At 42.6% G+C, this 25,958-nt stretch carries 30 protein-coding genes; 17 read left to right on the top strand and 13 right to left on the bottom strand.

Going from position 1 to position 25,958, the window contains the following annotated elements:
* Window positions 1-114: 114 nt before the first annotated feature.
* Window positions 115-834 (bottom strand): peptidoglycan DD-metalloendopeptidase family protein, encoded by a 720-nt coding sequence (locus P401_RS0117125; protein ID WP_029343438.1) that lies wholly within the window; start codon window positions 832-834, stop codon window positions 115-117.
* 231 nt (window positions 835-1,065) lie between these two features.
* On the opposite strand from P401_RS0117125, the gene P401_RS0117120 reads away from it, so the two are divergent.
* The 5 genes from P401_RS0117120 (at window position 1,066) to P401_RS0117105 (ending at window position 4,644) form a co-directional block, all read left to right on the top strand.
* A complete protein-coding gene (locus P401_RS0117120; RefSeq protein ID WP_034786404.1) occupies window positions 1,066-1,764 on the top strand; it encodes a cytochrome c biogenesis CcdA family protein in 699 nt (232 codons plus the stop codon).
* 37 nt (window positions 1,765-1,801) lie between these two features.
* Window positions 1,802-2,608, top strand: coding sequence for a hypothetical protein (locus P401_RS0117115; protein ID WP_029343436.1), 807 nt, complete (start codon window positions 1,802-1,804; stop codon window positions 2,606-2,608).
* 103 nt (window positions 2,609-2,711) lie between these two features.
* A complete protein-coding gene (locus P401_RS18195; protein WP_160171475.1) occupies window positions 2,712-2,987 on the top strand; it encodes a hypothetical protein in 276 nt (91 codons plus the stop codon).
* Window positions 2,960-3,976 carry a HAMP domain-containing sensor histidine kinase gene (locus P401_RS17975; RefSeq protein ID WP_160171474.1) on the top strand — a complete coding sequence of 339 codons (1,017 nt, stop codon included), beginning with the start codon at window positions 2,960-2,962 and terminating at the stop codon, window positions 3,974-3,976. Before P401_RS18195 ends, P401_RS17975 begins: the two co-directional genes overlap by 28 nt.
* On the top strand, window positions 3,973-4,644 hold the full coding sequence (locus P401_RS0117105) for a response regulator transcription factor (protein ID WP_029343435.1): 672 nt from the start codon (window positions 3,973-3,975) through the stop codon (window positions 4,642-4,644). Before P401_RS17975 ends, P401_RS0117105 begins: the two co-directional genes overlap by 4 nt.
* A 60-nt stretch (window positions 4,645-4,704) precedes the next feature.
* Here P401_RS0117105 and P401_RS0117100 read toward each other — a convergent pair whose 3' ends face one another.
* The gene (locus P401_RS0117100) at window positions 4,705-5,277 is read right to left on the bottom strand and encodes a YdhK family protein (protein WP_029343434.1); all 573 of its coding nucleotides are present in this window, start codon (window positions 5,275-5,277) and stop codon (window positions 4,705-4,707) included.
* A gap of 187 nt (window positions 5,278-5,464) precedes the next feature.
* Here P401_RS0117100 and P401_RS0117095 point away from each other — a divergent pair, with 187 nt between their 5' ends.
* The 3 genes from P401_RS0117095 to P401_RS17970 all read left to right on the top strand — a co-directional run bounded on the left by P401_RS0117095 (window position 5,465) and on the right by P401_RS17970 (window position 8,385).
* Window positions 5,465-6,979, top strand: coding sequence for a multicopper oxidase family protein (locus P401_RS0117095; protein ID WP_081834797.1), 1,515 nt, complete (start codon window positions 5,465-5,467; stop codon window positions 6,977-6,979).
* A gap of 91 nt (window positions 6,980-7,070) precedes the next feature.
* Entirely contained in the window at window positions 7,071-7,397 is a 327-nt protein-coding gene (locus tag P401_RS18390) for a four-helix bundle copper-binding protein (protein ID WP_081834796.1), read from the top strand.
* Between the two features lie 322 nt (window positions 7,398-7,719).
* Window positions 7,720-8,385 (top strand): response regulator transcription factor, encoded by a 666-nt coding sequence (locus tag P401_RS17970; protein WP_051656375.1) that lies wholly within the window; start codon window positions 7,720-7,722, stop codon window positions 8,383-8,385.
* Between the two features lie 53 nt (window positions 8,386-8,438).
* Here the strand turns inward: P401_RS17970 and P401_RS0117085 are convergent, their stop codons facing one another.
* Window positions 8,439-8,942, bottom strand: a complete 504-nt coding sequence (locus P401_RS0117085; protein ID WP_029343432.1) for a PCYCGC motif-containing (lipo)protein — start codon at window positions 8,940-8,942, stop codon at window positions 8,439-8,441.
* 432 nt (window positions 8,943-9,374) lie between these two features.
* On the opposite strand from P401_RS0117085, the gene P401_RS0117080 reads away from it, so the two are divergent.
* The 7 genes from P401_RS0117080 (at window position 9,375) to P401_RS0117045 (ending at window position 16,234) form a co-directional block, all read left to right on the top strand.
* The gene (locus tag P401_RS0117080) at window positions 9,375-11,381 is read left to right on the top strand and encodes a heavy metal translocating P-type ATPase (RefSeq protein ID WP_029343431.1); all 2,007 of its coding nucleotides are present in this window, start codon (window positions 9,375-9,377) and stop codon (window positions 11,379-11,381) included.
* 421 nt (window positions 11,382-11,802) lie between these two features.
* Window positions 11,803-12,255 carry a JAB domain-containing protein gene (locus P401_RS0117070; protein ID WP_034786403.1) on the top strand — a complete coding sequence of 151 codons (453 nt, stop codon included), beginning with the start codon at window positions 11,803-11,805 and terminating at the stop codon, window positions 12,253-12,255.
* 652 nt (window positions 12,256-12,907) lie between these two features.
* Entirely contained in the window at window positions 12,908-13,111 is a 204-nt protein-coding gene (locus P401_RS0117065; RefSeq protein ID WP_029343428.1) for a hypothetical protein, read from the top strand.
* 211 nt (window positions 13,112-13,322) lie between these two features.
* A complete protein-coding gene (locus P401_RS0117060) occupies window positions 13,323-13,517 on the top strand; it encodes a hypothetical protein (protein WP_029343427.1) in 195 nt (64 codons plus the stop codon).
* Window positions 13,518-13,655: 138 nt separating this feature from the next.
* Window positions 13,656-14,504 carry a ComEC/Rec2 family competence protein gene (locus P401_RS0117055; protein WP_029343426.1) on the top strand — a complete coding sequence of 283 codons (849 nt, stop codon included), beginning with the start codon at window positions 13,656-13,658 and terminating at the stop codon, window positions 14,502-14,504.
* The gene (locus P401_RS0117050) at window positions 14,501-14,725 is read left to right on the top strand and encodes a DUF3006 domain-containing protein (protein WP_029343425.1); all 225 of its coding nucleotides are present in this window, start codon (window positions 14,501-14,503) and stop codon (window positions 14,723-14,725) included. The genes P401_RS0117055 and P401_RS0117050 overlap by 4 nt, the downstream gene beginning before the upstream one ends.
* An 81-nt stretch (window positions 14,726-14,806) precedes the next feature.
* Window positions 14,807-16,234: an SIR2 family protein gene (locus P401_RS0117045; protein WP_051656374.1), complete on the top strand. Its 1,428-nt coding sequence runs from the start codon at window positions 14,807-14,809 to the stop codon at window positions 16,232-16,234.
* Between the two features lie 58 nt (window positions 16,235-16,292).
* On the opposite strand, the gene P401_RS18630 is transcribed toward P401_RS0117045, so the two are convergent.
* The 4 genes from P401_RS18630 to P401_RS0117025 form a co-directional block, all read right to left on the bottom strand.
* Window positions 16,293-16,454 (bottom strand): hypothetical protein, encoded by a 162-nt coding sequence (locus P401_RS18630; protein WP_160171473.1) that lies wholly within the window; start codon window positions 16,452-16,454, stop codon window positions 16,293-16,295.
* 86 nt (window positions 16,455-16,540) lie between these two features.
* Window positions 16,541-18,004: an ArdC-like ssDNA-binding domain-containing protein gene (locus P401_RS0117035; protein ID WP_051656373.1), complete on the bottom strand. Its 1,464-nt coding sequence runs from the start codon at window positions 18,002-18,004 to the stop codon at window positions 16,541-16,543.
* A gap of 5 nt (window positions 18,005-18,009) precedes the next feature.
* Window positions 18,010-18,288: a hypothetical protein gene (locus tag P401_RS0117030; protein WP_029343422.1), complete on the bottom strand. Its 279-nt coding sequence runs from the start codon at window positions 18,286-18,288 to the stop codon at window positions 18,010-18,012.
* Complete coding sequence (locus tag P401_RS0117025) at window positions 18,285-18,740, bottom strand: hypothetical protein (protein WP_029343421.1); 456 nt, start codon at window positions 18,738-18,740, stop codon at window positions 18,285-18,287. The genes P401_RS0117030 and P401_RS0117025 overlap by 4 nt, the downstream gene beginning before the upstream one ends.
* Window positions 18,741-18,884: 144 nt before the next feature.
* Here P401_RS0117025 and P401_RS0117020 point away from each other — a divergent pair, with 144 nt between their 5' ends.
* Window positions 18,885-19,316 carry an SRPBCC family protein gene (locus tag P401_RS0117020; protein ID WP_081834795.1) on the top strand — a complete coding sequence of 144 codons (432 nt, stop codon included), beginning with the start codon at window positions 18,885-18,887 and terminating at the stop codon, window positions 19,314-19,316.
* 47 nt (window positions 19,317-19,363) lie between these two features.
* On the opposite strand, the gene mobP2 is transcribed toward P401_RS0117020, so the two are convergent.
* Together mobP2 and P401_RS0117010 are read right to left on the bottom strand one after the other, a co-directional pair.
* Window positions 19,364-20,524, bottom strand: coding sequence for a MobP2 family relaxase (gene mobP2 / locus P401_RS0117015; protein ID WP_029343419.1), 1,161 nt, complete (start codon window positions 20,522-20,524; stop codon window positions 19,364-19,366).
* Window positions 20,517-20,768: a hypothetical protein gene (locus P401_RS0117010; RefSeq protein WP_029343418.1), complete on the bottom strand. Its 252-nt coding sequence runs from the start codon at window positions 20,766-20,768 to the stop codon at window positions 20,517-20,519. The genes mobP2 and P401_RS0117010 overlap by 8 nt, the downstream gene beginning before the upstream one ends.
* Window positions 20,769-20,904: 136 nt before the next feature.
* Here P401_RS0117010 and P401_RS18625 point away from each other — a divergent pair, with 136 nt between their 5' ends.
* The gene (locus P401_RS18625; RefSeq protein WP_160171472.1) at window positions 20,905-21,072 is read left to right on the top strand and encodes a hypothetical protein; all 168 of its coding nucleotides are present in this window, start codon (window positions 20,905-20,907) and stop codon (window positions 21,070-21,072) included.
* Window positions 21,073-21,492: 420 nt separating this feature from the next.
* On the opposite strand, the gene P401_RS0116995 is transcribed toward P401_RS18625, so the two are convergent.
* Genes P401_RS0116995 through P401_RS0116980 form a run of 4 tightly spaced genes read right to left on the bottom strand, consistent with a single transcriptional unit; the run spans window position 21,493 to window position 25,953 of the window.
* Window positions 21,493-22,332 (bottom strand): hypothetical protein, encoded by an 840-nt coding sequence (locus P401_RS0116995; protein ID WP_029343417.1) that lies wholly within the window; start codon window positions 22,330-22,332, stop codon window positions 21,493-21,495.
* Window positions 22,333-22,890: a hypothetical protein gene (locus P401_RS0116990; protein WP_029343416.1), complete on the bottom strand. Its 558-nt coding sequence runs from the start codon at window positions 22,888-22,890 to the stop codon at window positions 22,333-22,335.
* 13 nt (window positions 22,891-22,903) lie between these two features.
* Window positions 22,904-24,010 (bottom strand): lysozyme family protein, encoded by a 1,107-nt coding sequence (locus P401_RS18190; RefSeq protein WP_051656372.1) that lies wholly within the window; start codon window positions 24,008-24,010, stop codon window positions 22,904-22,906.
* On the bottom strand, window positions 24,010-25,953 hold the full coding sequence (locus tag P401_RS0116980) for a VirB4 family type IV secretion system protein (protein WP_029343414.1): 1,944 nt from the start codon (window positions 25,951-25,953) through the stop codon (window positions 24,010-24,012). The genes P401_RS18190 and P401_RS0116980 overlap by 1 nt, the downstream gene beginning before the upstream one ends.
* Between the last annotated feature and the right edge of the window lie 5 nt (window positions 25,954-25,958).

The following is a 25,958-nucleotide window of genomic DNA, read 5'->3' as shown; positions in this document are numbered from 1 at the left end:
ACTTGATGAAGTCGCTTCAGATCATAGAAAAACCCTCATTTCGACGTCGAAATGAGGGTTTTTCTATGATCTGAAAAGATGCTGTCTTAGGACATCCTCTCTTCTTTTTTTAGGTTACAAATAGTTCAATGGGTTGACACTATTCGCTGCAGAATAACTGCTGTATTTATAACTGTTTTTATGAATCTCAAAGTGTAAATGATTTCCGAACGAGTTTCCTGTATTCCCAACTGTTCCAATCTTCATACCTTTAGAGACTGTCTGACCACTTTTTACCGAAAGACTATTCATATGAGCATAAACGGTTACGTATTTTTGATTCTTTAGACTATGTGAAATCATAACGTGTTTACCATATGCACCGCTGTTTTTAGAGGTAGTGACTTTTCCACTCGCAGAAGCATAGACAGGTGTGCCTTTTGTTGCAGCTAGATCAACGCCATTATGGAATGTATAACCGTAAGCGCCATTAGATTTTCCGTATCCTTGGGTCAGCCTCCCTTTAGTAGGAGAAGCAAAAAGAGACTCATTATACGTCATTTTTTTTGCAACGTGGCTCTTATATTTTTTTAGGTAAGAACTATAGATATACCGTGTGTTCCCTTTGTAAAGTACTTTTGTCCAAGCTCCTTTTTTTCCTAAATAAGAAAAAGTCTGACCAGTGTTAGTCACGCCGACTATATTGTAATTGAGAGAAGGACCAGTCCGAACACGGAGATTGTCTGTCTTTACTTTTACTTTATATGCACTACTTGCTTCAACTTTTGGGCTATGCATTGAAAAAGTTGTTGTGAGTAAGACGCTAGAAGCGATAAGTATTACCTTGTTTTTCATTAGTTGTACTCCTTTAAAGATAAAGATACGGTGACAAACGATTTGTTAAAAGGAGTATAGCATCACTATATTACAAAAAAGTGTATCAAATTCATTTCAAAAATTGATACGAGATTTAATCAAAAAATGCATAGTTTTTTTCACAAACAGATTTTATGTTTAAAATTAAACACATTTCTTTTTTATACATCTTAAAAAAAGATTTATTTTTTAGAGTTCGGGAGGAATTTGATGGAGTTATCTTTTTTGTTAGCTTTTGGAGCAGGGTTTTTATCTTTTATCTCGCCATGTTGCCTAGCTTTGTATCCTGTTTTTCTATCTTACATTACAGGAATTTCAGTTACAGAGTTAAAAGAAAATAAAAAGTGGAACTGGAATGGTGTTCCCCATACATTCGTTTTCTTACTTGGATTTTCGAGCGTATTTTTAGTGATGGGTTTTTCAACGTCATATTTGGCTGATTTTTTTATAGTGTATAAAGATGTTCTACGGATGAGCGGTGCACTTATTTTATTCATATTCGGTGTTATTTTAACTGGTCTGTGGACCCCAATATTTTTACTTAAAGAGCGAAGAATGAACTTAGGAAAAAGAAAGCGTGGTTATATCGGAACGTTTATTGTCGGAGTCGGATCGGCTGCTGGATGGACTCCTTGTACAGGACCAATCCTCGCTGGAGTTATTGCTTTGATCGCCACGAATCCTAGTAATGGATTTTTATATATGCTCTTTTATGTACTAGGTTTTTCTATTCCATTTTTCTTGATGTCGTTTTTGGTCGGGAAATCCAGATACTTAATGAATTATTCTTCAAAGGTTATGAAAATAGGTGGCTGGTTTATGATTTTATTAGGTATCATATTGTATTTCGATGGTCTGACGAAACTAACTACAATATTGATTGATTTTACAGGGTTTAGAGGGTTCTGACGCTCTATTTTCTATTTCGAAAGGAGATGCATCGTAAATGTCTCGTGAAAATGTCCTGATAATGGGAGTAGAGGAAAACTGGAAAGTGATGGAGAACATAAAACAACTTAAACTTGTAAGTATAGATATTCATATTTCTTCAAAAGAAGGATGGGTTCGAAAGCTATTTCCTGATTTTAAATATTTTGATTCATTTTCAAAAAAAGAATCAGAAGAAGGGTATATTAGTAATCTGATTGAATATTGTACTTCTCAAGAAATAGGCTGGATTATCCCTTTAAGCGAACAAGAAGCATCTACGTTATCAAAACATAAGTTGAAAATGAGAAAAAATAACGTAGCGTTTATAACATCCTTTGACTGGGATAAAACAGTACTTCATGATTCATTTTCGGTTCAAGGTAATACTTTCACTTATTCTTTTGACCAGATAAAGAATGCGCCTGAAGGTGTAAAGGTGGGGAAAATTGATGCATATGTCGATTATCGATCTAGTGAAGTGATTTGCTGTTTTATGAGAGAAGAGTATGAACGGTACCAAGATACTGTTCTTTCATACGAGGTGTTTGCCAACTCAATTTTAGAGGAGTGCGTAGCAATAATTGCTCAAAGGCTTAATATAAAGGGTTCTTTTTCTTTCGATTATCAACGTGATTCGGAGGGAATGTATACGATTACAAAAATAGAATGTTTCATGACGCATTCTACTCGTGAGGCTATTTTTAGTGATTATGATTTCGCTAATTATTTGTGGAGCAATATTCAAGGAATTGTCCTTTTAAAAGAATCAAATGATAAAAGCTCTTTTGTGTATCGCCTAAATGAAGAATACTTTCTTTTCTAAATCTCAACAGTTTGTTTTTATATGTAATCATCTTAAATGAGAAAGGTACTTTATGAATAAACTTTCATTTAAAATAACGTTATTTTATTTTTTCGGGATTCTCATGATTTTCATTCTCTCATCTGCTATTGTATACAACATTCTTGAGCATCAACAAGTAGAAAGTGAACTGGAGAGCCTTCAAGAGAGAGGCAATAGTCATCGAGATGTTCTTTCCACTAACTTCGACAAGCAAACAGTTGAACACGTTGTTTTAATGGAGGAAAAGGCGATGACTGATGTGATTATCTTAGACAAAAATAATCAAGTCGTCGATTCATCTAACGACGCTGAACAATTTTTGAACCCGGATTGGATTCAAAAAAGGATGGAATCGTAGAAGGTAATTGGAGAGAGGGCAAATTTTTAGTGACGGTGAGTAATATTGAAGATGGCGGTCAAATAATTATGTTAGAGCCGACGAAGTATATACAGCATTTGATGGGGGAATTGAAACAACAAGTAGTGTTCTCTCTATTCTTGTTAGTACTTTTTCTATTAGTAAGTGTTTATTTTTTGAGTTATATCATTATAAAGCCACTTTTATCAATGAAAGAGGCAACGGTAAAGTTAAGTAAAGGCGAGGTGCTGAAAATCAGAGAAGCTGAGAGAAGCGACGAAGTAGGAGATTTAGCACGAGCGATCACTAAGTTATCTGTTGATTTACGTCACATTCAAAATACAAGAAAGCAATTTCTGACTTCAATCACACATGAATTGCGTACGCCGATTACCTACATTAAGGGATATGCAGGACTCCTCAAAAAAGACGAATCGAGATTTGGAGATATTATCTATGAGGAATCCGAAAGACTTCAAGAACTGATTGAGGATTTGTTTGAACTTGCTAGATTGGAAGAGCCACATTTTCAAATAGATCCTCAGATCACAGAGATGAATGATTTCTTAAAAAAAATCAGTGAAAGAATAATTTTTAAATTTGAGGAGAAACAAGTGAAATTAATTCTTCAAATTAATAAAACTCCCATCTACAAAGAGATAGACCAAGCTAGATTTGATCAGGTTCTCTTAAATTTACTGGATAACGCGCTAAAATATACACATGCGAACAAACGCGTATTTTTAAAACTTGATGAAAACTTTATTGAAGTTACGGATGAAGGTGGTGGTGTGGATGAGCAATCACTCCCGTATCTTTTTGATCGTTTTTATCGAGTAGATTCTTCACGAAATCGTGAAACAGGAGGTACTGGGCTCGGTTTGGCTATCACGAAAGAAATAGTTGAAGCGCACAAAGGGACCATCGTAGCTATGAATGTAGAAAACGGGCTGAAAGTTGTCATTGACTTGAGGGGGATTCCAGGATGAGAACCATTGCTTTGGTAGATGATGAGAATCGAATGTTAGAACTGATTGAACTCTATCTGCAAGACAGTTATACCTGTATTAAGCTGAACAGCGGAAGAGAGATATTGAACTTGATTGATGTAGATGAGCCTGACTTAATCATATTGGATGTGATGATGCCTTTAATGGATGGTTTTGAGACCTGTCAAAGGATAAGGGAAGTTTCGAATGTACCAATCATTTTATTGACAGCACTCGACGGAAAAGAAGAAATCGTAAAAGGATTACAACTGGGAGCAGATGATTACATTGTGAAACCGTTCGACGAGGCGGAATTGAAGGCAAGAATTCAATCGATTTTCAGACGAACTACAGTTTCTTCAGGATCAAAAATCGAATCGTCGGGTCTAATCTTAAATGAAGACGCCCATGAGCTGTATTATGATAATCATTTAGTCAAAGTCACGCCAAAGGAATTTTCATTACTTGCTAAGTTATTAAAAAATCCAGAACGTGTCTATTCAAGAGAGGAACTGCTCTCAAGTTTATGGTTAGCAAATGAGTGGACAGATGAACGAACGGTCGACTCTCATGTAAGAAACTTAAGAGAAAAACTTAGGAAACTCGAGTTTCCTATTGAAGAACACTTTCGCACAGTATGGGGAATTGGTTACAAGTGGGTTCCTTAAATAAGGAGAAATAAGACAAGAGAGGAACGGTTAAAAAACCGTTCCTCTCTTGTTTATCGTTTATTCTGCAGATAGTTCGTCTTCAGTCACCCATTTATGATTTTTCACTTCTTCACCTGTAGTCGATTCGAAATCAATCATATACACTGTTGTTTGCTTAGCTGAGTCGATAGTGGCCGTAGCATCCTTCATTCCTTTCATATGATCCGCGTCTACTTTTACTTCATCGCCTACTTCATAAGGAGATGACTTGGCATCTACAATCTCTTCTTGAATAATCCATTTATGATTCGTGACGCGTTTCCCGCCATTTGTAGGGTCATAAGAAATGCTATAAGCAGTAGTATCATAAGCTCCTACAATTTTAGCCTCGGCCCCTTTCATGCCTTCCATATGTGCTTCTTTGATCATCGCCATGTCGCCAACTTTAAATTTAGGGTTTTTAGCCTCTTGGAGCCCTTTCGGAACCTCTTTCGATCCAGACATGTCCATCGTCGAATGATCCATACCGTCCATATTTTTATCCATGCTTCCTGTTGATTTAGAATCATCACCATTGCTTCCGCACGCAGCGAGTGCTAAAGAAAGCGAAGCAGCCATAGTTGTCATAAAAATCTTTTTCTTTAATTTCATAAAAATTACCTCCAATTATTTTTTTATGCTTTCCATAAACTCTATCACATAAATTTGCAGAAACATTGCAGAGAGCAGAAAAGTAACACATTGAAAAAAACTATAAAATTCATGGGTGGAAAGACATATTTTTTTCACAATCATTCTTTAAGTTAAAGATAATAATTAATTGAAGGGAATGATCCATGTGAAGAAAAGATGGTTAATCGCAACTATCGGTATCTTTACTCTCATGATTATAGTGGGCGGTTCGTATTTACTTTTTATCCGAGGTACTATGCCAAATAACAAACAGCACATGAAATCTATGATGAATGGAGGGAACACTACTACAAATCAGACTATGATGGAAGGTATGGGACATGGCGCGAGTGTCGATTTAAAATCAACTGAAGAAAAAGAGCGACGATTGAACATCCCTAAGATGCTAAAATCCGATCGTGAAACCAAGAATTCCATTCAATACACGATTGTCGCTAAACAAGGGGAGACACAGTTCTTCCGAGATAGTAAAAAAACTGAAACTCTAGGATATAACGGAAATTATTTAGGTCCTGTAGTGGAATTGAAAAAAGGAAAAATGGTAACAATCCGTACGGTGAATCGCTTATCAGAAGCGACTACATTCCATTGGCACGGTCTTGTTGTACCATCATCCGTAGATGGCGGACCACATCAAGTCGTGAAAGCTGGTGAAACGAAGGTAGTAAAGTTTAAAGTGAAGCAAGATGAATCGACATTGTGGTTTCATCCACATCCAATGGGGAAAACTGCTGAACAAGTATACAAGGGGTTAGCAGGATTGTTGTACGTAAAAGATGAAAAAAATAAAGAGACGATGCTACCTCAAAAATATGGTGAAAATGATATTCCATTAATTCTTCAAGATCGAAAAGTTAAAAACAGGAATGTCCTTGGATATGCTGATGTAGAAAAAACAGATGGGGCTTTAGGTGATACCCTCCTCGTAAACGGTACGATTAATCCATATTTCAACGTAAAATATTCGCAACTTAGAGTCAGATTGATAAATGGCTCCAATGCACGTAACTACGTAGTGAAGCTATCTGACGGTTCATCCTTTAAAAAAATTGCTGATGATGGTGGTTACATCTCAAAACCGAAAAACGTAAAGAAAATTGAATTAAGTCCAGGCGAACGTATAGAGGTATTGGTAGACTTTTCAAAAAGAAAAATTGGTGAGACTGTTTCATTTGAGACGAATGGAGTAAGGGTCGTTAACTTCAAGCTGAAGGATAAACAAGGGACGAACCTAAGTGCATTGGCGCCGAAAAGTGGATATGAAAAGCCGCTAAAGACCTTGTCTACAGTGAATCAAAAGTTAACTCTTTTCGGGATGGGCAAAAATGTTGAAATCAATGGGAAAAAGTTTGATGAGAAGAGAATCGATATTAAAGCGAAACAAGGAGAAACCGAAATTTGGGAGGTCTATAATAAAAAAGACATGATGGGTGGAATGACTCATCCCTTCCACATTCATGGAGTCCAATTCAAAGTATTAGAGCGAAACGGACAGAAACTGGATAATCAAGAAGCAGGTCTAAAAGACACTATCGCTATAAAACCAGATGAACGAGTTAAGATTCAGATGACTTTCAAGGAAAAAGGGGTATTCATGTACCATTGCCATATTCTTGAACATGAAGAGAACGGAATGATGGGTCAGTTGAAAGTGGACTAAAAAATAGGTGAATGTTTTCATCTTTTTTTCACAAACTAAGGAAATAGGCTTTGTGTAAGTCAAAAAAGACGGAAAATGGAGGTATTTTAGAATGAATACTGGACAACAAGAAATCTTAGGTGCCCTACACAACTGTATAGTGACTTGTAATGAATGCTTTGATGCGTGTTTGAGTGAACATCATGTTTCTTCGATGGCAGAGTGTATACGTCTAGACAGAGATTGTTCTGAAATTTGTAGTCTTTTAGTACAAGCTATTTCTCGAAACAGCAGCAATATTGATGTTCTTGCAAGAAGCTGTGTTGAAATTTGTGAAAGATGTGCCGAAGAATGTTCGAAACATGATCATGATCATTGTAAAAAGTGCGCTGAGGCCTGTAATGAATGTGCAAAAGTCTGTCGTAAATTAATTGCTTAAAGCGAAGTGTTAAAAATGAAGGAGCATCTATGTCGCCATGCCGAAAAAGGTATGAGCTAAAAAGCTGATGCTCTTTCATTATTTATAAGCACTAAGATACTTAGTTATGAAAAAGTTCATAACCCTTATAGACCAGTAGTATGGTGAGAGAAAATAAGGATACATAGAGGATAACGATCAAACTCTTCATAAACACTTTCATGAAAATCAACTCCATTCTATAGGTTGAATTGATTATATAGAAAGTTCGTGAAATTTATGAGGAAATAGACTAACAATCATTTATTATTAAAAAATTTTAATGTAAGAGGTGGTGACTAGGATGGATAAAATATTAATTGTTGATGATGAAATAAGAATGAGGCAATTATTAAGACTCTATCTAGAACCAATAGGATATGAATGTAGTATGGCGAATGATGGGATCGAAGCTTTAGAGAAAGTGAAAAAAGAAACCTTCGATTTGATTTTATTGGATGTAATGATGCCAATGTACGATGGATTCGAAGTATGTAAGAAAATAACGGATTCTCACCCGGAAGTCCCTATCATCATGATAACGGCTCTAAATGATGCTGAATCCATCGTCAAAGGACTAGATGCTGGAGCTACAGATTATGTCACAAAGCCGTTTAACGGGGACGTACTTTTAGCAAGAGTTCGGTCTGTCATGAGAAGGAAAGCAAAAGAACCCGTTATCTACCACGGACTTACGTTCGATGAGAGCAACAATTTAATTTTACTAGATGGCAAGTCGATTGACTTTACACCAAAAGCACATGCATTACTGCGACTATTCCTTCAACATCCTGGAAGGCTGTTCAACAGACTAGAGCTTTATGAATTCGTTTGGTCTTATACGTCAGAATCGGATCCGAGGACAGTTGATTCTCATATTAAGATGATTAGAGAAAAGTTAAGAGAGTTAGATTACCCGATCGATAGGCATCTGAAAACAATTTGGGGGGAGAGGATATCGTTGGAGTGAGAATGAAACGAAATGACACTCTTACTATAGGAGCAAAAGTGTCATCATAAAAATCATAAGGGAGTCGGTGTCGGCTTCGAGTATCCATCTTTATATGAAGAATCGATTGCAGAACGAATATCTTTAACCGATTCTCCGTCCCGTTGCTTCAAAATAGACTTTACAGCAATCTCGAGACAGGTGCTGCATGTCGTTCCGTGACTTGTCCATTTCACCGATCCATTCGTCGCGTTTTCTTCTATAAAGCAATCATAATTATTTTTATGATTGACTGTTTCACCGCAACCGCAATAGCAAGGTATTTTCTCTAGTAGTTTACGATTTTTCCCTACAGCTTGATAAACATTTCGTACATCTTCAGGTTGAGTTTTTAAAAACGTGGGAAGTATCAACGATGATGATGTTTCTTCAATCTTGTCACCGCTCATATGTTTCGCATGATCTACCTCCTTTGAATGATTGGGAGTAGAAGACTTCATCGGGGATTGAGCACAGCCGACCGCAATTAGGGATAGGCTAATAAGACTTACGCTTTTTAAGAGTATGTTAAGTTTCACGATTGGATTCTCCTTAGAGATAATTTTGTAGGTGCATAAAACAAAGCTTTTTAATTGCGTTTTTTGTATTAGCTCATTTGTCTGTTCACGATAGTACCTATTCGTTCATTTGACCATAGTCTTCATCAGTTCAGTTAATTCATGAATTGTCATCAATCATTTGATGTCTACCTCGAACTTGTCCTTTAATTCTTTTTAAAGTTTCAGTACTTGTGATTTTGGCGCTAAATAGTCCTATTCAAACAAATGGTCTCATTTTTTAAAATATATCCTATACTTGTATGATAATTTTTATTTTTTAGTGTGTCAAAATACATTTTATATTTATATATATAAGTTTAACTGGAAGTAAAAACGAGATGTAGCTCTATATAGTCATGATCTCTCTATATACACCATACAGGTATATAGTACGTAAAAGGAGGTTTTCTTATGAATCACCATATCCATCACGAACATACTCATCATGAAGACCAACAAATGAGTGCTTCACATCATGAACATGAAGGAATGATCGGAGACTTCAAGAAAAGATTTCTCGTATCGTTAATGTTGACCATTCCAATCCTGCTACTTTCCAAAATGATTCAAGAATGGTCGGGTATCAACATTAGCTTTCCATATGACGACGTTGTTTTGCTTTTGCTATCCACAATTGTCTACTTCTACGGTGGATGGCCCTTCCTAAAAGGTAGTATTAATGAAATACGCCAAAAAAATCCTGGAATGATGATGTTGATTGCATTAGCGATTAGTGTAGCCTATTTCTATAGTGTCGCTATCATATTCGGTTTCGGACAAGGACATGATTTCTTTTGGGAGTTAGCGACCTTGATCGACATCATGTTATTAGGGCATTGGATTGAAATGAAATCAATCATGGGTGCCTCAAATGCGTTGCAGGAATTAGTAAAGTTACTTCCGAGTGTGGCGCATCGAGTGAAGGATGGGAAGGTTGAAGAGGTGCCGGTCAATGAATTAGAGGCAGGAGATCTCATTCGGATCAAGCCGGGAGAACAGGTACCGGTAGACGGAAAAATCGTCGAAGGAACAACAACGATTGACGAATCAATGCTTACCGGTGAATCACTTCCGGTAGATAAACAGGAGAATGACACCGTGATTGCTGGCTCTATCAATCAAGAAGGTGGTCTGACAGTCGAGACGACAGGTACTGGTGAAGGCACCTACCTTTCAAAAGTCATCGGCTTAGTAAGTGAAGCGCAATCTTCCAAATCACGGACTCAAAACTTAGCTGATCGAGCAGCAAAAATTCTTTTTTATCTCGCGGTGGGAGCAGGTGTTCTGACTTTCGCGATTTGGATTGTACTTGGATATTCGGTTAGTACAGCAATCGAGCGCATGGTAACGGTTATGGTTATCTCTTGTCCACACGCTCTTGGTTTAGCAGCCCCTCTTGTCGTATCCGTTTCTACAGCACTTTCCGCTAAAAGAGGTCTTTTGATTCGAAATCGAACACAATTCGAAGAGGCACGAAAACTAGATGCGGTTATCTTTGATAAGACTGGTACTTTAACGCAAGGTAATTTTGGAGTAACGGATGTGATGGCAAGTACAGGTATAAGTGAGGAAGAAGTATTACGACTCGCAGGAGCCATCGAACAGTCGTCGCAACATCCACTTGCTCGCGGGATCTTGACTGAAGTTCAAAGACGAAAGCTTGATTTACCATCGGTCGCAGGATTTGGATCGATGACAGGCATAGGATTGGAAGGAACAGTCGAAGGAAAGCAAGTCCGCGTCGTTAGTCCGCGATACGTACGGGACAAACAACTCGAAATCGACGAAGTGACATTCGAAGATTTGTCTGAAGAAGGGAAAACGGTCGTCTTTGTCTTAAAGGACACAGAATTAATCGGTATGATCGCCCTTGCCGACCTCGTTCGCGAGGAAGCTAAGAAGACTGTACAGGAATTAAAGGAGAAAGGGATTCAATCCATCATGCTGACTGGGGATAATCAAAAAGTCGCTTCGTGGGTCGCTTCCCAACTTGAGATCGATCAAGTGTACGCAGAAGTATTACCGGATGATAAGTCACGTCAAGTGAGACAGGTGCAAGCAGAAGGAAAAAAAGTAGGGATGGTAGGGGATGGAATTAACGATGCACCAGCTCTCGCACAAGCGGATGTAGGGATTGCGATTGGTAGTGGAACAGATGTAGCTGTAGAAACGGCTGATATTGTCCTTGTCAAAAGTAATCCAAAGGACGTCTTATCTGTCATCGAACTATCGCAAAAAACATATAATAAAATGATTCAGAATCTATGGTGGGCAGCTGGTTACAATATCATTACGATTCCTTTAGCTGCAGGTATTTTAGCACCATACGGCATTATTCTTTCACCAGCGATTGGAGCAGTTTTGATGAGTTTGAGTACGGTCATCGTAGCTATCAATGCGAAAACATTAAGAATTTAATAGAAGTTTGGTATATTTTTCTTTTTTGTGTATGAACACACCCTATCTCACTTCATGAGTTAGGGTGTGTTCTTTTTTTCAATCAGATAGGATCCCATAGATAAAAGCATGGAACAGAGCGGCCCCGCTCTGTCTGATGGAAAGAGACCGCAAGCCGTCCTGTTTCCGTACTCTAGCTCGCTCCTCGTCGGCGCAAGGGTCATCAAAAAAAGCCGCTGCCGTTCCTTGTCTTCCTCCGCGTTTTGGCTCAAAGCAAAGCTTTTCGCTCGCGGGCTTCGGAAGCCTTCGTCCCGGTGCGCTGTCCGCTTTTTTTGATCTTTCCCTGCGGTCACCCTTGCGCCGTCTCGCGACGCTCGCTACGTTCCCGTCAACAGGACGGCGCCGTGTCGGACTGCATCCCACTCGCGAAAGGAGCTTTTCCATGAAACTGACTACACTCGTTGAAATCACCCGTATCCGCCAAGAGGTCCGTGAACCGGACGTCGCGCTCGAGACGACACACATCACGTCCCCAGAGGACGCGTTCTGTGTCGCGAGACGCTTCATCCAGGACGATGACCGTGAGGTGTTCCTCGTCATCCTACTCAATACGAAGAACCGCGTCATTGCCGTCCATCGGGCACACGTCGGTAGCATCAACTCGAGCGTCGTCCACCCTAGAGAAATTTTCAAGTCCGCCATCCTCAACAATGCGACGTCGCTCATCGTCAGCCATCAGCATCCGAGCGGTGACCCGCATCCATCGAGGGAAGATATCGAGGTGACCGAACGGCTCGTCGAGGTCGGACGCATCGTCGGTATTCAGCTTCTTGACCACATCATCGTCGGTGCCGGAGACGAATACGTCAGCTTGAAAGCACAAGGTGTGCTGTAAAGAGACGATAGAGCGTAGACGGACGGGATACCTCCGTCCTGTCCGCGCGCGCAAGAGTATGGACGAAAAACGACGTCGTTTTTCTTTTGAGAGAGCGCAAGCGAGTAAGGAATGGATTCGTCCCGAATCCAAGGGCAATGAGAGACCCGCAGTGGACGGATGATCCACTGCGGGTGAGAACGTACATCTGGTCTGTTCTATGTAGAAGGGTGTTATGGAGGATGCAGTAGTGAGACAGTAGTGGAGTGTACGAAGGTTCGAGGAGAGATAGCTGATTGAAGTGAATCGATCCTCTTGTAGATAGGTAGTGATGCTCTTTCTACTGGATGTACAACAGAAGAAGAATTTTCGGGCTCATGCGTGAGGCTGTAGGCTGCACGCAGCGACACCCTCATCGCACCGCTGCCCTCCTGCCGGACCGATAACGAGAGCTGCACATCGCTTGCGCGAGGCATCTCTATGTTCCTGTTCCTTACGACGGAAGGCACGGAGCGTTCCATAGAATTCTAAAAAGAAAAATAAAAGGTTAGGATTTAGTCGAAGGAATGGCATACTAAAGGAAAGAGGCTTGTCCACGTATGAGATCGTCGTTAGTTCTTCGATCGTGAATGATGTATCGTATGCGAGGATATCTAAAAAGGAGAAACTACATATGAACTTTGATGGATCGACTGATGTATTAGGTGCAGCACTTACAAATGTCAATCTACTTTACCTCGTTTCGATTGCATTCGGACTTTTCTTATTGATCGATTTCTTGTTTACAAAAGAAAAGAAGAACTTTTTGAGCAGGACAGGTAAAATGCTTTTGGTTCCGCTCATTCTGATCGTAGGTGTCCTCATTTATCTCTATTGATTCGATGTGCGTAGGAAGAATGATTATTTTTATGGCAGAAACGATCTTAAAAAGGTCGTTTCTTTTTTTTTGCGTGAAAAATTAATCGTGCATTGTTTCGTAACGACTCGGTTATTTTACATATTACTTCGCTTATCTTATCTAAGGTAATTCGTACAGCTTTTTAAATCATTCTATGCTGTGCTTAACAAATCGGTTAGGGGTGGAGTATATGAGTATAATTGAGATGTTTGAGGTCATGGATTTGTCGAAGGGAAAACAGATACCAGATAAGGTGACATTGATCGATGCCCAGCTTCGTTTCGTGCGAGAAGTGGATGGTTCGGTTGAGCACGTGACGTGGTTTATCGATGTCGATCGATTGACACACTTTATGCAGAATCACTTTACTAAGCAGACCCTTTGAGGTCTGTTTTTTGTGTATCGATCTATACACCGGTTAACCTATTAAGAAAAATGATTAGGTAGAAAAAATAACCAACTATCTCCTAGTATTCCCTGTATACTGAAGATAACTTACAAATCAGGAATGGAGCGATGAAAGATGCAACGTAAATGGATGGGTGCTAGTTTAGCGCTCGCAAGTATTGGATTGCTCGTTGGACCACTGCAAGGCGCAGAGGCAGCGACACCGAAAATCAAGGTCCACTATATCGATGTCGGTCAGGGCGACGCAATCTACATCAAGATGCCGAGCGGTGAAGACATCGTCATCGATGGTGGCAACAAAGGGAAAGGCGATGAGCTCGTCGCCTATCTGAAGAAACAGAAGGTCGGTGACATTGAGGTGTTGATCTCGACGCATCCGGATGCTGATCACATCGGGGGGCTTGATGAAGTCCTCGACTCGTTCAAAGTCAAGAGCGTCTATGCACCGAAGGTCAAGCATACGACGCAAGCCTACAAGGACTTCTTGTTGGCGGTTAAGCGCGAGAAGCTGACAATTAAGACAGCAAAGGCTGGCGTCTCGCTTCCGGTCAAAGGAGGCGTAAAGGCGCAATTCGTCGGACCGGTCAAAGACTATGCGAAGAGTGATTTGAACAACTGGAGTGCTGTACTACATGTCGCCTATAAGAAGAACACGTTCCTGTTCACGGGAGACGCGGAACTGAAATCAGAACAGGACATGATTGCGAAGAAGAAGACGCTACGTGCAGACGTCCTCAAGGTTGGGCATCATGGGGCGAAGACATCAACGAGCGCGACGTTCCTCAAGTATGTCAAACCGAAGTATGCCGTTATCAGTGTCGGAAAGAATGCGTATGGTCATCCGACGAAGGAGGTCGTGACGAACCTGAAGCGAGCGAAGGCGACGATGCTGCGGACCGATAAGAGCGGCACGATTGTCTTTGAAGGGAACGGGTCGTCCTACACGATCAAGAAGTCGAAATGACGAAACGAAAAGGAATCATCGACCGGATTGAGGGGAAGTGGGTCGTCGTCGAGTTCGACGATGGGATGCGCGACATCCTGATTTCCCGCTTCCCGATGACGGTAGAATCCGGCGATGTCATCTGGATGGATGAATACGGTCATATCGAGAAGGATGATCGCGAACGGGAACGACTCTCCAGTGAAATCGATGAGTTGATGGAAGAACTATGGGAAGACTAACAGAATAAATAATTTCGGAGCATATACGAATAAAATAGTGATTAATGATCGTCAAAGAAAAATTAATGGGGGTGAACTGCTGTGTATGAACAATATTTAGAAGATTCATATCGAAGATTAAAAAGTATAATTGATGACAGTGGAACTAGACCGATATTATTCGTAGGTACTGGAATTTCAAGAAGATACATTGGGGCTCCATCATGGATTGGTTTGCTAGAACATTTAATCGAAAAAAATCCGAATTGTAAGTACCCAGTTGCATACTATATTCAAAATACAGCTGATAATCCAGAAATTGCAAGTTTACTAGTTGAAGAGTACAAAACATATGCTTGGGACAATTACAAAGAATCAATATTTCCAGATGAACTATTTGAAGCAGACACTTCATCCAGTATGTTTTTAAAACATGAAATCAGTTCTTTTTTCAAAAACCTAAGCCATTCAATTGATTTAGAAAACCATGAATATGCAACAGAAATAGAATTACTTAGAAAATTGCAACCACATGCTATTATAACGACCAATTATGACATGTTAATTGAATCGTTATTTCCTAAGCATTCAGTTATTGTAGGACAACAGGTTATCAAATCTAAAAAAGCTTTAGATATTGGACAAATTTTAAAAATACATGGATGTGTTAATACTCCACAAGAAATAGTAATTTCTTCAGAAGATTATATACATTTCCATGAAAAGCGTAAGTATTTAGTAGCTAAGCTTTTAACTTTCTTTATGGAGCATCCAATAATATTTTTAGGGTATTCTATTTCTGATCCTAACGTAAAAAAAATACTGGCTGATATTTCTGAAGTTGTAGCTGAATCAGATTCAGAAATTGTAGAGAACATTTGGTTTGTTGAATGGAGCGAAGTTCCTATTGGTTATGACCAAAAGCCATTAACAGAAAAAAGTATCGACCTAGGATCAGGAAAAAGTATTAGAGTAAACTACTTAATAGTGCATTCATACGAAGAATTATTTGAGAATCTAAATCAGAAAGACGTATCAGATATATCTGCTTTGAAAATACTTGAAGAAAAAGTTTACAACATCATTAAAAGTAAGTCTATTACTGATCTTGAAGTTGACTTGATCACTATGAGTAGAGTTGAAGATGAAAATTCTTTGGCTAATATGTTAGGCATAAAAAGTCATGACGAAGAAGAAACTCAATCTACAATTGAACAAACAATTCTTGGGTTAGGAACAATAAGTGATCCAGAGCAATTGAAAGCTACTTATCCTTACAGACTAAGTGATCTAGGAACAAAGCTCGGCTTCAGTTCATGGCATAAAGTTAATAAGGCTTTAGTGAAAATTGAAGAAGAGACAGGTTTCTCTATCAAAGATTCAAGCAATCGTTATCATGTTGACTTAGGAGTAGTTTCTCCTCTTCACCGATACTCTAAAGAAGCATTTGTTCTAGTTTCAAAGGTAATAAATGGTGAGGAATATGAAGTGTTTAATGCTAACGACGAAAAAATTGAAGTTACTAGATAAATTAATACAGATAATTTAAGAAGGAAGCTCACTTTCAAATTAGTGAGCTTCCTTCTATTTAGATACTAAGGATTTCGCTAGCTTTTTTCTCAGCTGTCTTCTCATCTGTCCAGTCCATCTCAGACAACATACTTGCTTGAACCTTTTCGATTTGTTCATGCGTATAGCCAAGTTGCTCCATTGCGATAACAGCATAAGCAATTGCTTGATTGTTAGTCATGGTCAATCCTCCGTCTTGTCTGTGTATTGTCAGTTTTATCCTACTTTTTTATAGTACTTGATTTTAAAAGAGGAGAGGACATGTTTTTAACGGCTACGGAAATCTTGCTCGGGTACATTGAAGTGACGCGTTACGATTTGTCGGACCTTCTCTAAGTCACGATCTTCTGTCGAAATCATCTCGTCATACCATGCCTTTTCGAGGACTTGTTCAGTCTCCTTACTGACGACCTCTGTGTTTAGTATATGATGGTATGGACCCATCGCATCGTCGAGGATGCGGAAGTGTTGGCTAATCGTTTCTTCGCCTGGGATGACGAGCGTATAGGCGACAGTCTCATGTTCGTCAAAGTCACGGTCGTTGGCTTTCGCGAACGGTTCGAAGAAGTCTGTCGCCCCATGAACGAGCATCATCGGTTCGTCAAACGATGACAGGTCTTGTTGCGTATCCTGCTTAGCGATGCTCGTCAGGTAAGCACCGACGTCCTCCGGTGAATGTTGCATGATTCGTTCTAACCGTTCAGCTAACGGTAATCCGTGTTCTGTGATCTGTGTTTTCTGTTCGATATACTCAATCATCTTCAGAGGTGATGCTTCGCGTTCCAAGACTTGCTCCTGCTCGAGCGAAGTATGAATCTCACGGATGAAATGACCGGATGTCTGATGGACTTCGTGCAACAGGTCTTCTTTATCGCGCAAGTCTCTCCCTTGCGTCCAGTTGGCGAGATACGACAATGAAAATTCGTCCGTCGGAAAACCAAAGTGCGCCGCGACCGTGTAGGCGACCATCTCCGCTTGGAATTCCTTCTCGTGCGGATTCAACTCGATTCCGCGTTCTTCATTCCGTTTCATATTGTGCAGATTGGCATGCGCGAGTTCATGAATCAGGATGGTCACGTTCTCAATATCCGAGTTCCGCGGATTGAGGGCGATCGCGTTCAGTTCCGGATAGAAGCATCCTTTCGCCGTACCAAGTTCGCTTAACGGCTGATCGAGTATTTTTACGTCTTGTGTCTCAGCAATCCCGTTCAACGCGCGCCGAAACGCTTCCGCCTCACGAAGCGATCCATTCCGATGATAGGAAGCGAAGAGCTCAGAGACTTCAAGTCCCTTTTCCCGTGCATCGGTCTGTGTGTACTCGAAGACATGACCAATCTTGTAGTACATTGCTTTCCGCTTCGGAAGAGCCCCTTCCTTGGCGCGTTTTTGCTCCGTCTTCGTCGCGTCCTTCCAAGCCACCCAATCCGTCTCTCGTTTGATGAATGTAACGGGAGAGGGAACGAAGATCTTGATTCCTTTCTCTCCTTTTTGGACCTGGACACCTTGCTTCTCCCAGTACGCATAGGAACCGACGGCACGGGCGCCTTGGAACTGTTCCTCGATCAACAGCATGTTCCGTGTCGAGTAGCGATGAAACCGGCTCATGAAGTCGAGGTGTTCCTTGATGCTCTCCTGACTGACGAAATGGGAGGCGAGCTGCGTCTCCATCTTATCGGTCAACGCTTGGACTTCCTTCTGGTAATCCTCACGCGTTTTCTTCTTGTATGCCATGTCAATCACGCTCCTTCCGACGAAACGGACGAATCAGCAGCACCTTCAAAATCGTTCAACTCTTCTGATACCATCGGGTCGCTAACCAGTCGATCGAGTAGTAACTGACGGCGATCACGTGATACCGGAAGTAATATCAAGGGTTCTTCCTGCAAGAGCTGAAGGAACGCTCGTTCATCCCGAGAAACCGGAATATCATAATGCGCTTGATGAATCATGACGGTGACGTGGGTCGGATGCAATTCGAGAAGCGTTGCGAGTGTGAAGGCTTCGATTCGTTTCATTTGTGGATCATCCTTTCTTCATCCGAATGTTTATGTTGCTTTCGTTGATCGATTCGCTTTTTAACAGCCGTCTCTGCTGTCTCGAGGAAAGAGGGACGGTATTCGGTCGTCGGGATGATGTCCTCGATGCTCTCCGTCTGCATCAAAGCTTGTACCAGTTCGATCAATATCTGTGTTTGGAGGTCTGTTTGTTGGACACTCTTTCGTAAAGGAGAGAGACTTTTTGAAATCTGTTCTTCCCAGAACGTCGTCAACTCTTGTTCAATCTGTTTCGAGACGGAGCGACTGACATAGTTCAAGTCCCATTGCTTTTTGATCATTTCTTGATAGTCGCGGATGATGTGATCGATTGCCGGACCGATCCCAGACAACCGTTCTATTTCCCGGTATTCCTCTAAAAATTCAGCGGTCACGGCACTCATCTTGATCCGGACTTGTTTTGTTTCCTCCATCTGTATGCTCCCTCCTATAATCATGAACTATAAAAACGGCTGCCAAAGAAACAGGATTTCGTTTGAATGGTATGATGAACAGATAAATTAGTTAAAGCGAGGTACAAACATGTCAAAAGTTCATTTTTACGATTCTATTTTTTATTGATTGATGCCCCTATTGAAGAGGTATACGATTACCTGACGAAGAATGAACACATTCTGAGTTGGAGTAATATGACTAAGGATCATATCTATGCAAACGGAGAACCATTGCAATATTCATACGCGGGTCAGAAGCTTCAAGTCATCCAAGAGCATCGTGGAAAAAGGTATTCCGCTGATGCTTGGATCGAGAAAATCGAAGCACCTTCCTTCATTGATCTCAGAACTGCGAATGAGATCGGAACGATGATTGGTCAATATCATTTGCAATCGAAACAGAATCAAACAGAGCTACAAATCGATTTAATAGTGGATACACCGAAATGGGCTTATGCTATTCTTTACAAACTCTCCAGATCAAGATTGAATCGAATGTACAATGAAGAATTTCAGCGTTTGAGTGACTATGCGATCCAAATGAATCGTCGATAAATAAATTGCTAGTTGTCATCCTTTTGTCGTAAGGATGACTTTTTCTTTTACCGATCGTGATCGATTTCTTGCTGCAGAAGTTCAAACGCTTTTTGATTTTGTATGTGTTCCCACTCATCGTTCATGTGTCGTCCGATTCGATAGAGTGTCTCTTGCATGATCCGTTCACGTCGAAACGCTGCTTGGATTTTTTGTTTAGGTGAGGATGTCTTCATCTTTGCAAGCTCCTGAGGTGACTTAGACGATTCACGCATTTCGGACAGGATGGCGTTTCCCATGCGCGTGTAGAGATCCTGTTCTTTCGTCTTCCGATAAGCCGATGCTTGCGATGCCGATCCGTAACTTCGCTCGTAGAATGCGACCTCCGTATCAAGTCGTTGCTTGAACGCGGCGTGTTCTTTCTCGAAGTGTGTCGCAAGATATGTGTCGGTGAACTGGTTGAGTGAAGGACGCAGTTCGTGCATGCTGTTCATGTTGTAATACCGTTGCCGCTTGTCGTCCGGTAATTGTTTCTGAATCGCTTTATACTGGCGTACGAGTTCCGGATGTAGCACGCGATTTGAAACGGATAGTGTTGCATGATTTCGTTTGTGCGCGAGGACTTCATCACGGATGAAGGCATTCAACTTCTCCTGTTCCCGTGTCCGATCGGCGAGTGTTTGGACGACTTGTGCCTTCATCTTCTCAATCGTTTTTGGTTTCCGTTTACCACGTTCGCGTGGATGCATCGTCTCGACTGTCGCGATATGGACGTGGATGTTATCCGTGTTGTAATGAATCGCAGCGGTCCATGTTGCGTGCAACATCTGTTCCCTTTCAATCATCAGCGCGGTCGCATTCCGTGTCGCCTGCATCAACCGTTGTTCATCGATGTAACGATTTTCTTTGACACCGACTTCCTGTAACCACACTTCATCGAACGAGATGACATCTTGCCAGAGGATGCTGCCGTTCTCTTGTGCCCGTCGGAAGATATCGCGTAACTGCTCTCGTTCCCTCGCATTTAATCGGTCTTGCGTCGCTGTGAAGAGACCACTTGATTTCAGTTCATCTTCCATATAGTCGTGGTAGTTTTCGAATTGATGCGACCGCGCTTTTGTCTCCGGACGATCGATGTAGCTGAGGTAGGTCGTGTAACGACGCGCACGTCGTGTTGCTTGCGGCAACTTGAACTTCGACTTGATGATGACGCCGGGAATGTTACTCATCCTGCATCACCTCACGGAAGAGTGTAGTCAATCGTTCGAGTTCGGTTGCACTTCGCTTCAGGTGCAAGGTGTTCGCTTCGAGCTGTCGTTCAAGGCGTGCGATCTGTGTTGACTGGATACCGTCCGCGCACCAGGTTGTCAACAATCCTTTTAATAATTCCTGTCGGGAACACATTTGTTTCTCCGCCTGTTCGTCGAGTTGTTTGACGAATAAGGGATCAATGTCGCGTATCAAGAGATCCATTCGTCTTCCTCCTTCCATCAGGAAAGTCAGTCTTAATGATTAAAAAAATAAAAAGTTTTCCGAACAATTCACTCGTTCCTCCTGTCATTAGAAGTGAGAAAGGCAATCCTACTTAGACAAAGAACGGAGGAAACATATGCAATTCATCATCGAACAGAGTTACGCACTTGGAGAAGCCGTGAGCGTCTCCTTGATTGTGGAACTTTTAAAAGTCCTGTATGCGAAGACACGCACACGTGACTCTCTCTCAGTTGATATGAGTGACGCTTCTAGTGCAATGAAAGAATCAATCGGTATGAATTAATAAATTTTCCATTTGTTGAAACCGCACGCTTCCGAATGCTGTATAAGGATGAGAGGAGGGGATGGAAGATGTCGGTTTGGGTGCTCGCGTTGTTCGGATTAGCTTTTAGTTTTGGTTCGTTTTATGTCATGTTGAAAGTATTTGAGTCGTTAAAAAGATAATCCTAGAACACATTCAACGAGCCGAGATGCTCGTTTTTTTATTGAACTCGATAGAAGAACGATCAAGTTTTCCAACCAAAAATCAAAAGCAGTAAAAAGCAAAGTGGATCTAAAATCGTGAAAAGAGCATAAGGGGAAACTGCTATCACTCAGCGTGCTAGCCTAGGCGGAGCCTAGTGTTTCCCTGATATCATCAAAATCGCCAAAAGGTCACACCGCGTGCCACTAAAAACCGCATTTTGGCACGGTGTTTGCCACCTTACCATTTCATTTCACGTGCTTTAATGCGCAGCTGATCTTGTCTTTTTTCTTCTTGCGTGAGTTGTTTTTTCAATTCTATTTGTCGTAACAGTGCGTCTTCTTTGTCTTGCTTCAGATTGAAGATTTCATCCTCACGTTCGACTTGTTCATCGAGTGTCAGGTCGGGTAAGGTGGCTTGTTTCATCTCAATGTCTTGTTCAATCTGTTGGATGAGAGAAGCTAGTTCCGTCTGTTCGCGCTTCATGTTCTTGATCCGTTTTTGACTTTGTAGGTGCTCGTCAGCGAGAAAAAGTTGTGCATAATCGTCCGCTTGTTGTTTAGAAAGTGACGTCTTTAGTACACGTCGTTGATCCATATAGAGTGATTCGACGAGCGCATCTTCTCGCTTCGTCACACTCAGCTTCTCGAGTGACTGTTCAGGTTTAATGACATACAAGCGGAGTGCTAGTTGATCAAAGTCACGCGGTACATCTTCGATTTCAAAGATGTAGTGCTCGTCCTGCTGATAGACGACACGGACGCGTTGCTCATCCGTCGGGCGTTCCTTATAAGCGATACGCGTAACAAGTCTCGTCGCGTAATCTTGAGGTTGATCGAACTGGAGACGGATGCGCATTTGTTTTCGCTGCACATCATGGGACCAATCGAGAAGCGTGACGGTCTGTCCATTCGTTAACCGTTGTTCTTCGCCGATGGGTGTCGCATTGATCGGTTGTTCCTCGGCAAAGAAAAGGGAAGAGAAGCCGAAAAACAGAAAACCAATCAAGAAGAACAGTCCTGTTCCGAGACACAGTCGCGACCAATCACGGGTCAGCGTCTTTCGTTTTCCTGGATGCATTTAGACACCTCCTGACGTTTGAAGGCTCTTCATCTGATCGACAACGTAACGTTTATCTTGATGCGTAAAGGTCAGTTCAACTAATTCTTCAGACGTCTCTTCATAACCATTGGCATCAATCGTCAATGTCCGTTGGAAGCGGACGAGACAATGCTCTGGATCGTCCCGATTTGGAAAGACTTCGATGTCCGAGACGGAGGCGGTGAACTTGTTATCGCTTCCGCTACTCGCAAACAGCGTCCGTTTAATGGACTCCGACATATACTGATCGGCTTGTCGTTTGCGTGTTGGATAGGTCCCATCCTCCCATGTGAAGGCGAACGTGATAAAGCGTTCCGCGCTCTTCGAAATGATTGAATTTTGTTCTTGCTCTTGTTCATTAGTTGAGATGGACGGATCTGACACCGTCGTTTTTGGTAACACACTTTTCTCGTCTTTCTCGACGATTCGATGCGATTCATCTGCTGCCATCGAACGATATTGATAGACATTGGCACTGATCGACAGCAACAGACAGAACAACACGAGCCATAGGAGATGACGACTCGTCAATGCCATAGTTCATCCCTCCCTATAGCGAAAACAGTGGTGCCGGATCAATGTGACCGGACCAATCACTCGTCTTAAATTCGATGTGCAGATGATTCCCGGTCGAACGTCCGGTCGACCCACACATCCCGATCGCTTGTCCAGCTTCGATCTTTTGCCCCGTCTTAACCTGGCGTGCAGAAAGGTGGGCGTAAGCGGTGATCCAGTCGCCTTGTTTGATCTGAATCAGTTGCCCATACGGTCCGCGTAAACCGCTATAGGTGACGGTACCGGAGCGAACGGCGTGGACGGTATCCGTATCGTGGCAACTGAAATCGATGCCCGTATGGATATCCGTCTTTCCGAAAACGATCCGTGACCCGAAACCCGATGTCATCTGCAGTGGGATGTCGAGCGGAGCATGAAGTTTCCCTTTAATCGGTCCTGTCTTGCCTTCCGCTAGTACGGTCGGTGTCAGATAACGGAGGACAGCATCGACATATTCGATGTCACCGTAGCAGGCTTGATGCTCGATCGCGCTCGGACGATGACACTGATAGATGCCGCTCTTCTTGACGCGTTGGTACATCATCTGTGAAAAAGAAATCGCGAGTTGTTTCGTATAGCGTCCTCCATTTTCTTTGACGTAATCGATGAAGCCACCCCCGAAGTTGTAACTCTGGAGTGTCAGCTTGACGTCCTTGTTCGCTTGCCGGAAGACAGATGCGAAGTGCTTCACGCCGTAACGAATGCTCTCGTCAGGAGAGGTGATGCAACCAATCCGTCCGCACTTCGATTCACTCGCTTGCATTGGATCGTTCCCGCGTCCACCGCTTTCTTGCATCATCAACGCAAGGACGACGTTCGTCTGTCCCTCGAGTTGCTCCTTCTTCAATTCACGCGAAATCGCTTCCCGGTATTGTAGAACATCATCACTGACTTGTAGGCTTGCGTCCGAGTAAGCGATCGGTGTCTCCGTTGCTTGTTCGTTCTCGATCCCGGTCAACGTATCGAGAATCCCTGCGACGATGATGATCAGTAGGAGAATAAGAAGCGCGATTCCGAGAGCGATCAGACGATACTTTAAGGTCAGGAGCCGCCATTTCATCCGGACGGCGACGCGTGCCGACTGCCGGACCGTACTCCACATCAGGCACCACCTCCGAACAAGGTCAGCTCCTCAGGTGAGACATCGACATCGAAGATCAGCGTCTTCACACCGGAGATACTGAGGACGATTCGTCCCGTCTCGAGCGACGGGATCAACCGCGTCTCACTCTCCGTCAACTGTCCGTCGAAGACGGTCTGGATCGTCGGGATGCTCTCGGCATCCTGCTCGCCGATGAACTTATACTGTGTCAGCTGGAACAACGTCTTGACGTTCTCTGCGTTCTCCGACTTCGAACCGGTCGGGACGAAGTCCGTGATCAAGTGGGAGGCGAAGAAGATGCCACCGAAGTATTTCCGTGCTTCCCGCATGAACTGTTGTAGATAAAGGATCGCCGGTTGGGCGATGTCACGCGTATTGATTAGGTGATGTGCCTCATCGATGACAATCAGATATTTGAAAGCATCCTCAATCAATAGCTCACCCTGGTTGTAGCTACGGAGTTGTCCGGCACCGTTGAGGATCATCCCGTCCCACAGCATGTTCATCAGGTTGAAGACCTGTGCCTGAAAGATTTCGTCTTTCAGATTGGTCAGGTTGCGTAGCGGGAATGAGACAATCGCTTCCTCGTCAAATCGCTCGATCGAGGAATGTCCGTCGAAGATGTTGCCGTAGTTGTGAACGAGGTTCGTAATCGCGAGCTCGATATTCTCAAGACGGCGGACACGGTTCGTACTGATCGTCTCGCGGATCGTCGTCCGCGAATCGTCCGCATACAATTCAGAGCGGACGAGCGCTAAGAAGTCAGAGAAGACCGGATAGGTGTTTGCAGGGTGCGTCGTGATTGGCGCGTCACCGTCCTCATTCCAGAGCCCTTTCTCAAGGTAGAGTTGCCGGAGCAGGATTTCGAACTCGTTCGCTTCTTCTTGTGTAGCTGCTGGATTGATGTAGTGATAGAAGACCGCAATCTTCGATAGATGTTGCATGAACGAGAGTGCCTCATCCGCCGAGCCGTCGGCATGTGTGACCGTCTTATAGACATGGAGCGGATTGATCCGTCCGGCAGAACCGTCAAGTGCGATCTCCTTTCCACCGAGCTGTCGTACGAGGTCGGAGAACTCGCCCGTCACGTCTAAGATGCGAACGTGATTCCCTTTGATCGCTTGATCGAGGACCGTCTTCTTGAGCAAAGTCGACTTCCCGGAGCCCATCTTACCGATCATCAAGGCGTTGTAGAACTTCCGCTGCTTGTCCTTGTGGAATAAGTCGAAGATGACGCTTCCGTTCGTATCGGTCGTCCCGTAATAGGTCCCAGTCGGATCCTGTAGCGACGTGAAATGAAACGGATAACCTCCTGCGATTGAGAGCGACGGAATCTCTTTCCCGCGACGACGGTTCGGTAGCTTTTGCTGTTGCTCATAGTTAAGGAACAGGCTTCGCCATTCCCATTCCTGTTCGTTCAGGAAGACGGTTGCACGGAAATTCCGTGCTTCGAGTTCTTCCATTACGTCCTGAACTTGGTGTTCGAGTACGTCGAGTGTCTTCGCTTTAACGTAGAGACGGAGATGCAGGTACTTCATCGTTTCGCCTTGCGTGATCTGTTCGTAGAGTTCATTCAATTCCTTATACGTTTCCCGCGCATCAATCCGGTCGACGTTATCCTTCGCATTCTCGAAGCGCGTATTCTGCTCGGCCATCGACTTGTTGATCGTCCGGATCATCTCCCGTTTGTCTGCCGTCCCGATGTCGAGCGTCGTCAGGACGCCAGGGAGATTGAGGATCGGTTCGAGCCAGAAGTCGTAGACGGTCGATTGATACTTATAGACATGGAGACAGGCGAGATACCCGTCACCGGTCCGGACATAGTTCGGCTCGAAGCGGAGTCCGCCTTGCGGCTGGATCGCTTGAACGAATGTCGGATTATAGCCGTCTTGTTGTTTGATTGTCTCCGGGTCCTGCTTCCGTAGAAAACGCGTACGCCACATGACGC

The organism is Exiguobacterium acetylicum DSM 20416 (assembly GCF_000702605.1).
GTDB lineage: Bacteria > Bacillota > Bacilli > Exiguobacteriales > Exiguobacteriaceae > Exiguobacterium_A > Exiguobacterium_A acetylicum.
This window is presented reverse-complemented; position numbering and strand designations above follow the sequence as displayed.

Bases quoted from the DNA above. Each gene is read 5' to 3' on its own strand.
- P401_RS18190 (WP_051656372.1), bottom strand. From the start codon at position 24,010: ATGTGGAGTACGGTCCGGCAGTCGGCACGCGTCGCCGTCCGGATGAAA.
- P401_RS0117105 (WP_029343435.1), top strand. From the start codon at position 3,973: ATGAGAACCATTGCTTTGGTAGATGATGAGAATCGAATGTTAGAACTG.
- P401_RS0117060 (WP_029343427.1), top strand. From the start codon at position 13,323: ATGAGTATAATTGAGATGTTTGAGGTCATGGATTTGTCGAAGGGAAAA.
- P401_RS0116995 (WP_029343417.1), bottom strand. From the start codon at position 22,332: ATGCATCCAGGAAAACGAAAGACGCTGACCCGTGATTGGTCGCGACTG.
- P401_RS0117025 (WP_029343421.1), bottom strand. From the start codon at position 18,740: ATGGAGGAAACAAAACAAGTCCGGATCAAGATGAGTGCCGTGACCGCT.
- P401_RS0117115 (WP_029343436.1), top strand. From the start codon at position 1,802: ATGTCTCGTGAAAATGTCCTGATAATGGGAGTAGAGGAAAACTGGAAA.
- P401_RS0117070 (WP_034786403.1), top strand. From the start codon at position 11,803: ATGAAACTGACTACACTCGTTGAAATCACCCGTATCCGCCAAGAGGTC.
- P401_RS0117035 (WP_051656373.1), bottom strand. From the start codon at position 18,004: ATGGCATACAAGAAGAAAACGCGTGAGGATTACCAGAAGGAAGTCCAA.
- P401_RS0117055 (WP_029343426.1), top strand. From the start codon at position 13,656: ATGCAACGTAAATGGATGGGTGCTAGTTTAGCGCTCGCAAGTATTGGA.
- P401_RS0116990 (WP_029343416.1), bottom strand. From the start codon at position 22,890: ATGGCATTGACGAGTCGTCATCTCCTATGGCTCGTGTTGTTCTGTCTG.
- P401_RS0117030 (WP_029343422.1), bottom strand. From the start codon at position 18,288: ATGAAACGAATCGAAGCCTTCACACTCGCAACGCTTCTCGAATTGCAT.
- P401_RS0117065 (WP_029343428.1), top strand. From the start codon at position 12,908: ATGAACTTTGATGGATCGACTGATGTATTAGGTGCAGCACTTACAAAT.
- P401_RS18630 (WP_160171473.1), bottom strand. From the start codon at position 16,454: ATGACTAACAATCAAGCAATTGCTTATGCTGTTATCGCAATGGAGCAA.
- P401_RS0117050 (WP_029343425.1), top strand. From the start codon at position 14,501: ATGACGAAACGAAAAGGAATCATCGACCGGATTGAGGGGAAGTGGGTC.
- P401_RS0117080 (WP_029343431.1), top strand. From the start codon at position 9,375: ATGAATCACCATATCCATCACGAACATACTCATCATGAAGACCAACAA.
- P401_RS18195 (WP_160171475.1), top strand. From the start codon at position 2,712: ATGATTTTCATTCTCTCATCTGCTATTGTATACAACATTCTTGAGCAT.
- P401_RS0117125 (WP_029343438.1), bottom strand. From the start codon at position 834: ATGAAAAACAAGGTAATACTTATCGCTTCTAGCGTCTTACTCACAACA.
- P401_RS0117120 (WP_034786404.1), top strand. From the start codon at position 1,066: ATGGAGTTATCTTTTTTGTTAGCTTTTGGAGCAGGGTTTTTATCTTTT.
- P401_RS18390 (WP_081834796.1), top strand. From the start codon at position 7,071: ATGAATACTGGACAACAAGAAATCTTAGGTGCCCTACACAACTGTATA.
- P401_RS0116980 (WP_029343414.1), bottom strand. From the start codon at position 25,953: ATGTGGCGTACGCGTTTTCTACGGAAGCAGGACCCGGAGACAATCAAA.
- P401_RS0117100 (WP_029343434.1), bottom strand. From the start codon at position 5,277: ATGAAATTAAAGAAAAAGATTTTTATGACAACTATGGCTGCTTCGCTT.
- mobP2 (WP_029343419.1), bottom strand. From the start codon at position 20,524: ATGAGTAACATTCCCGGCGTCATCATCAAGTCGAAGTTCAAGTTGCCG.
- P401_RS18625 (WP_160171472.1), top strand. From the start codon at position 20,905: ATGCAATTCATCATCGAACAGAGTTACGCACTTGGAGAAGCCGTGAGC.
- P401_RS0117010 (WP_029343418.1), bottom strand. From the start codon at position 20,768: ATGGATCTCTTGATACGCGACATTGATCCCTTATTCGTCAAACAACTC.
- P401_RS17970 (WP_051656375.1), top strand. From the start codon at position 7,720: ATGGATAAAATATTAATTGTTGATGATGAAATAAGAATGAGGCAATTA.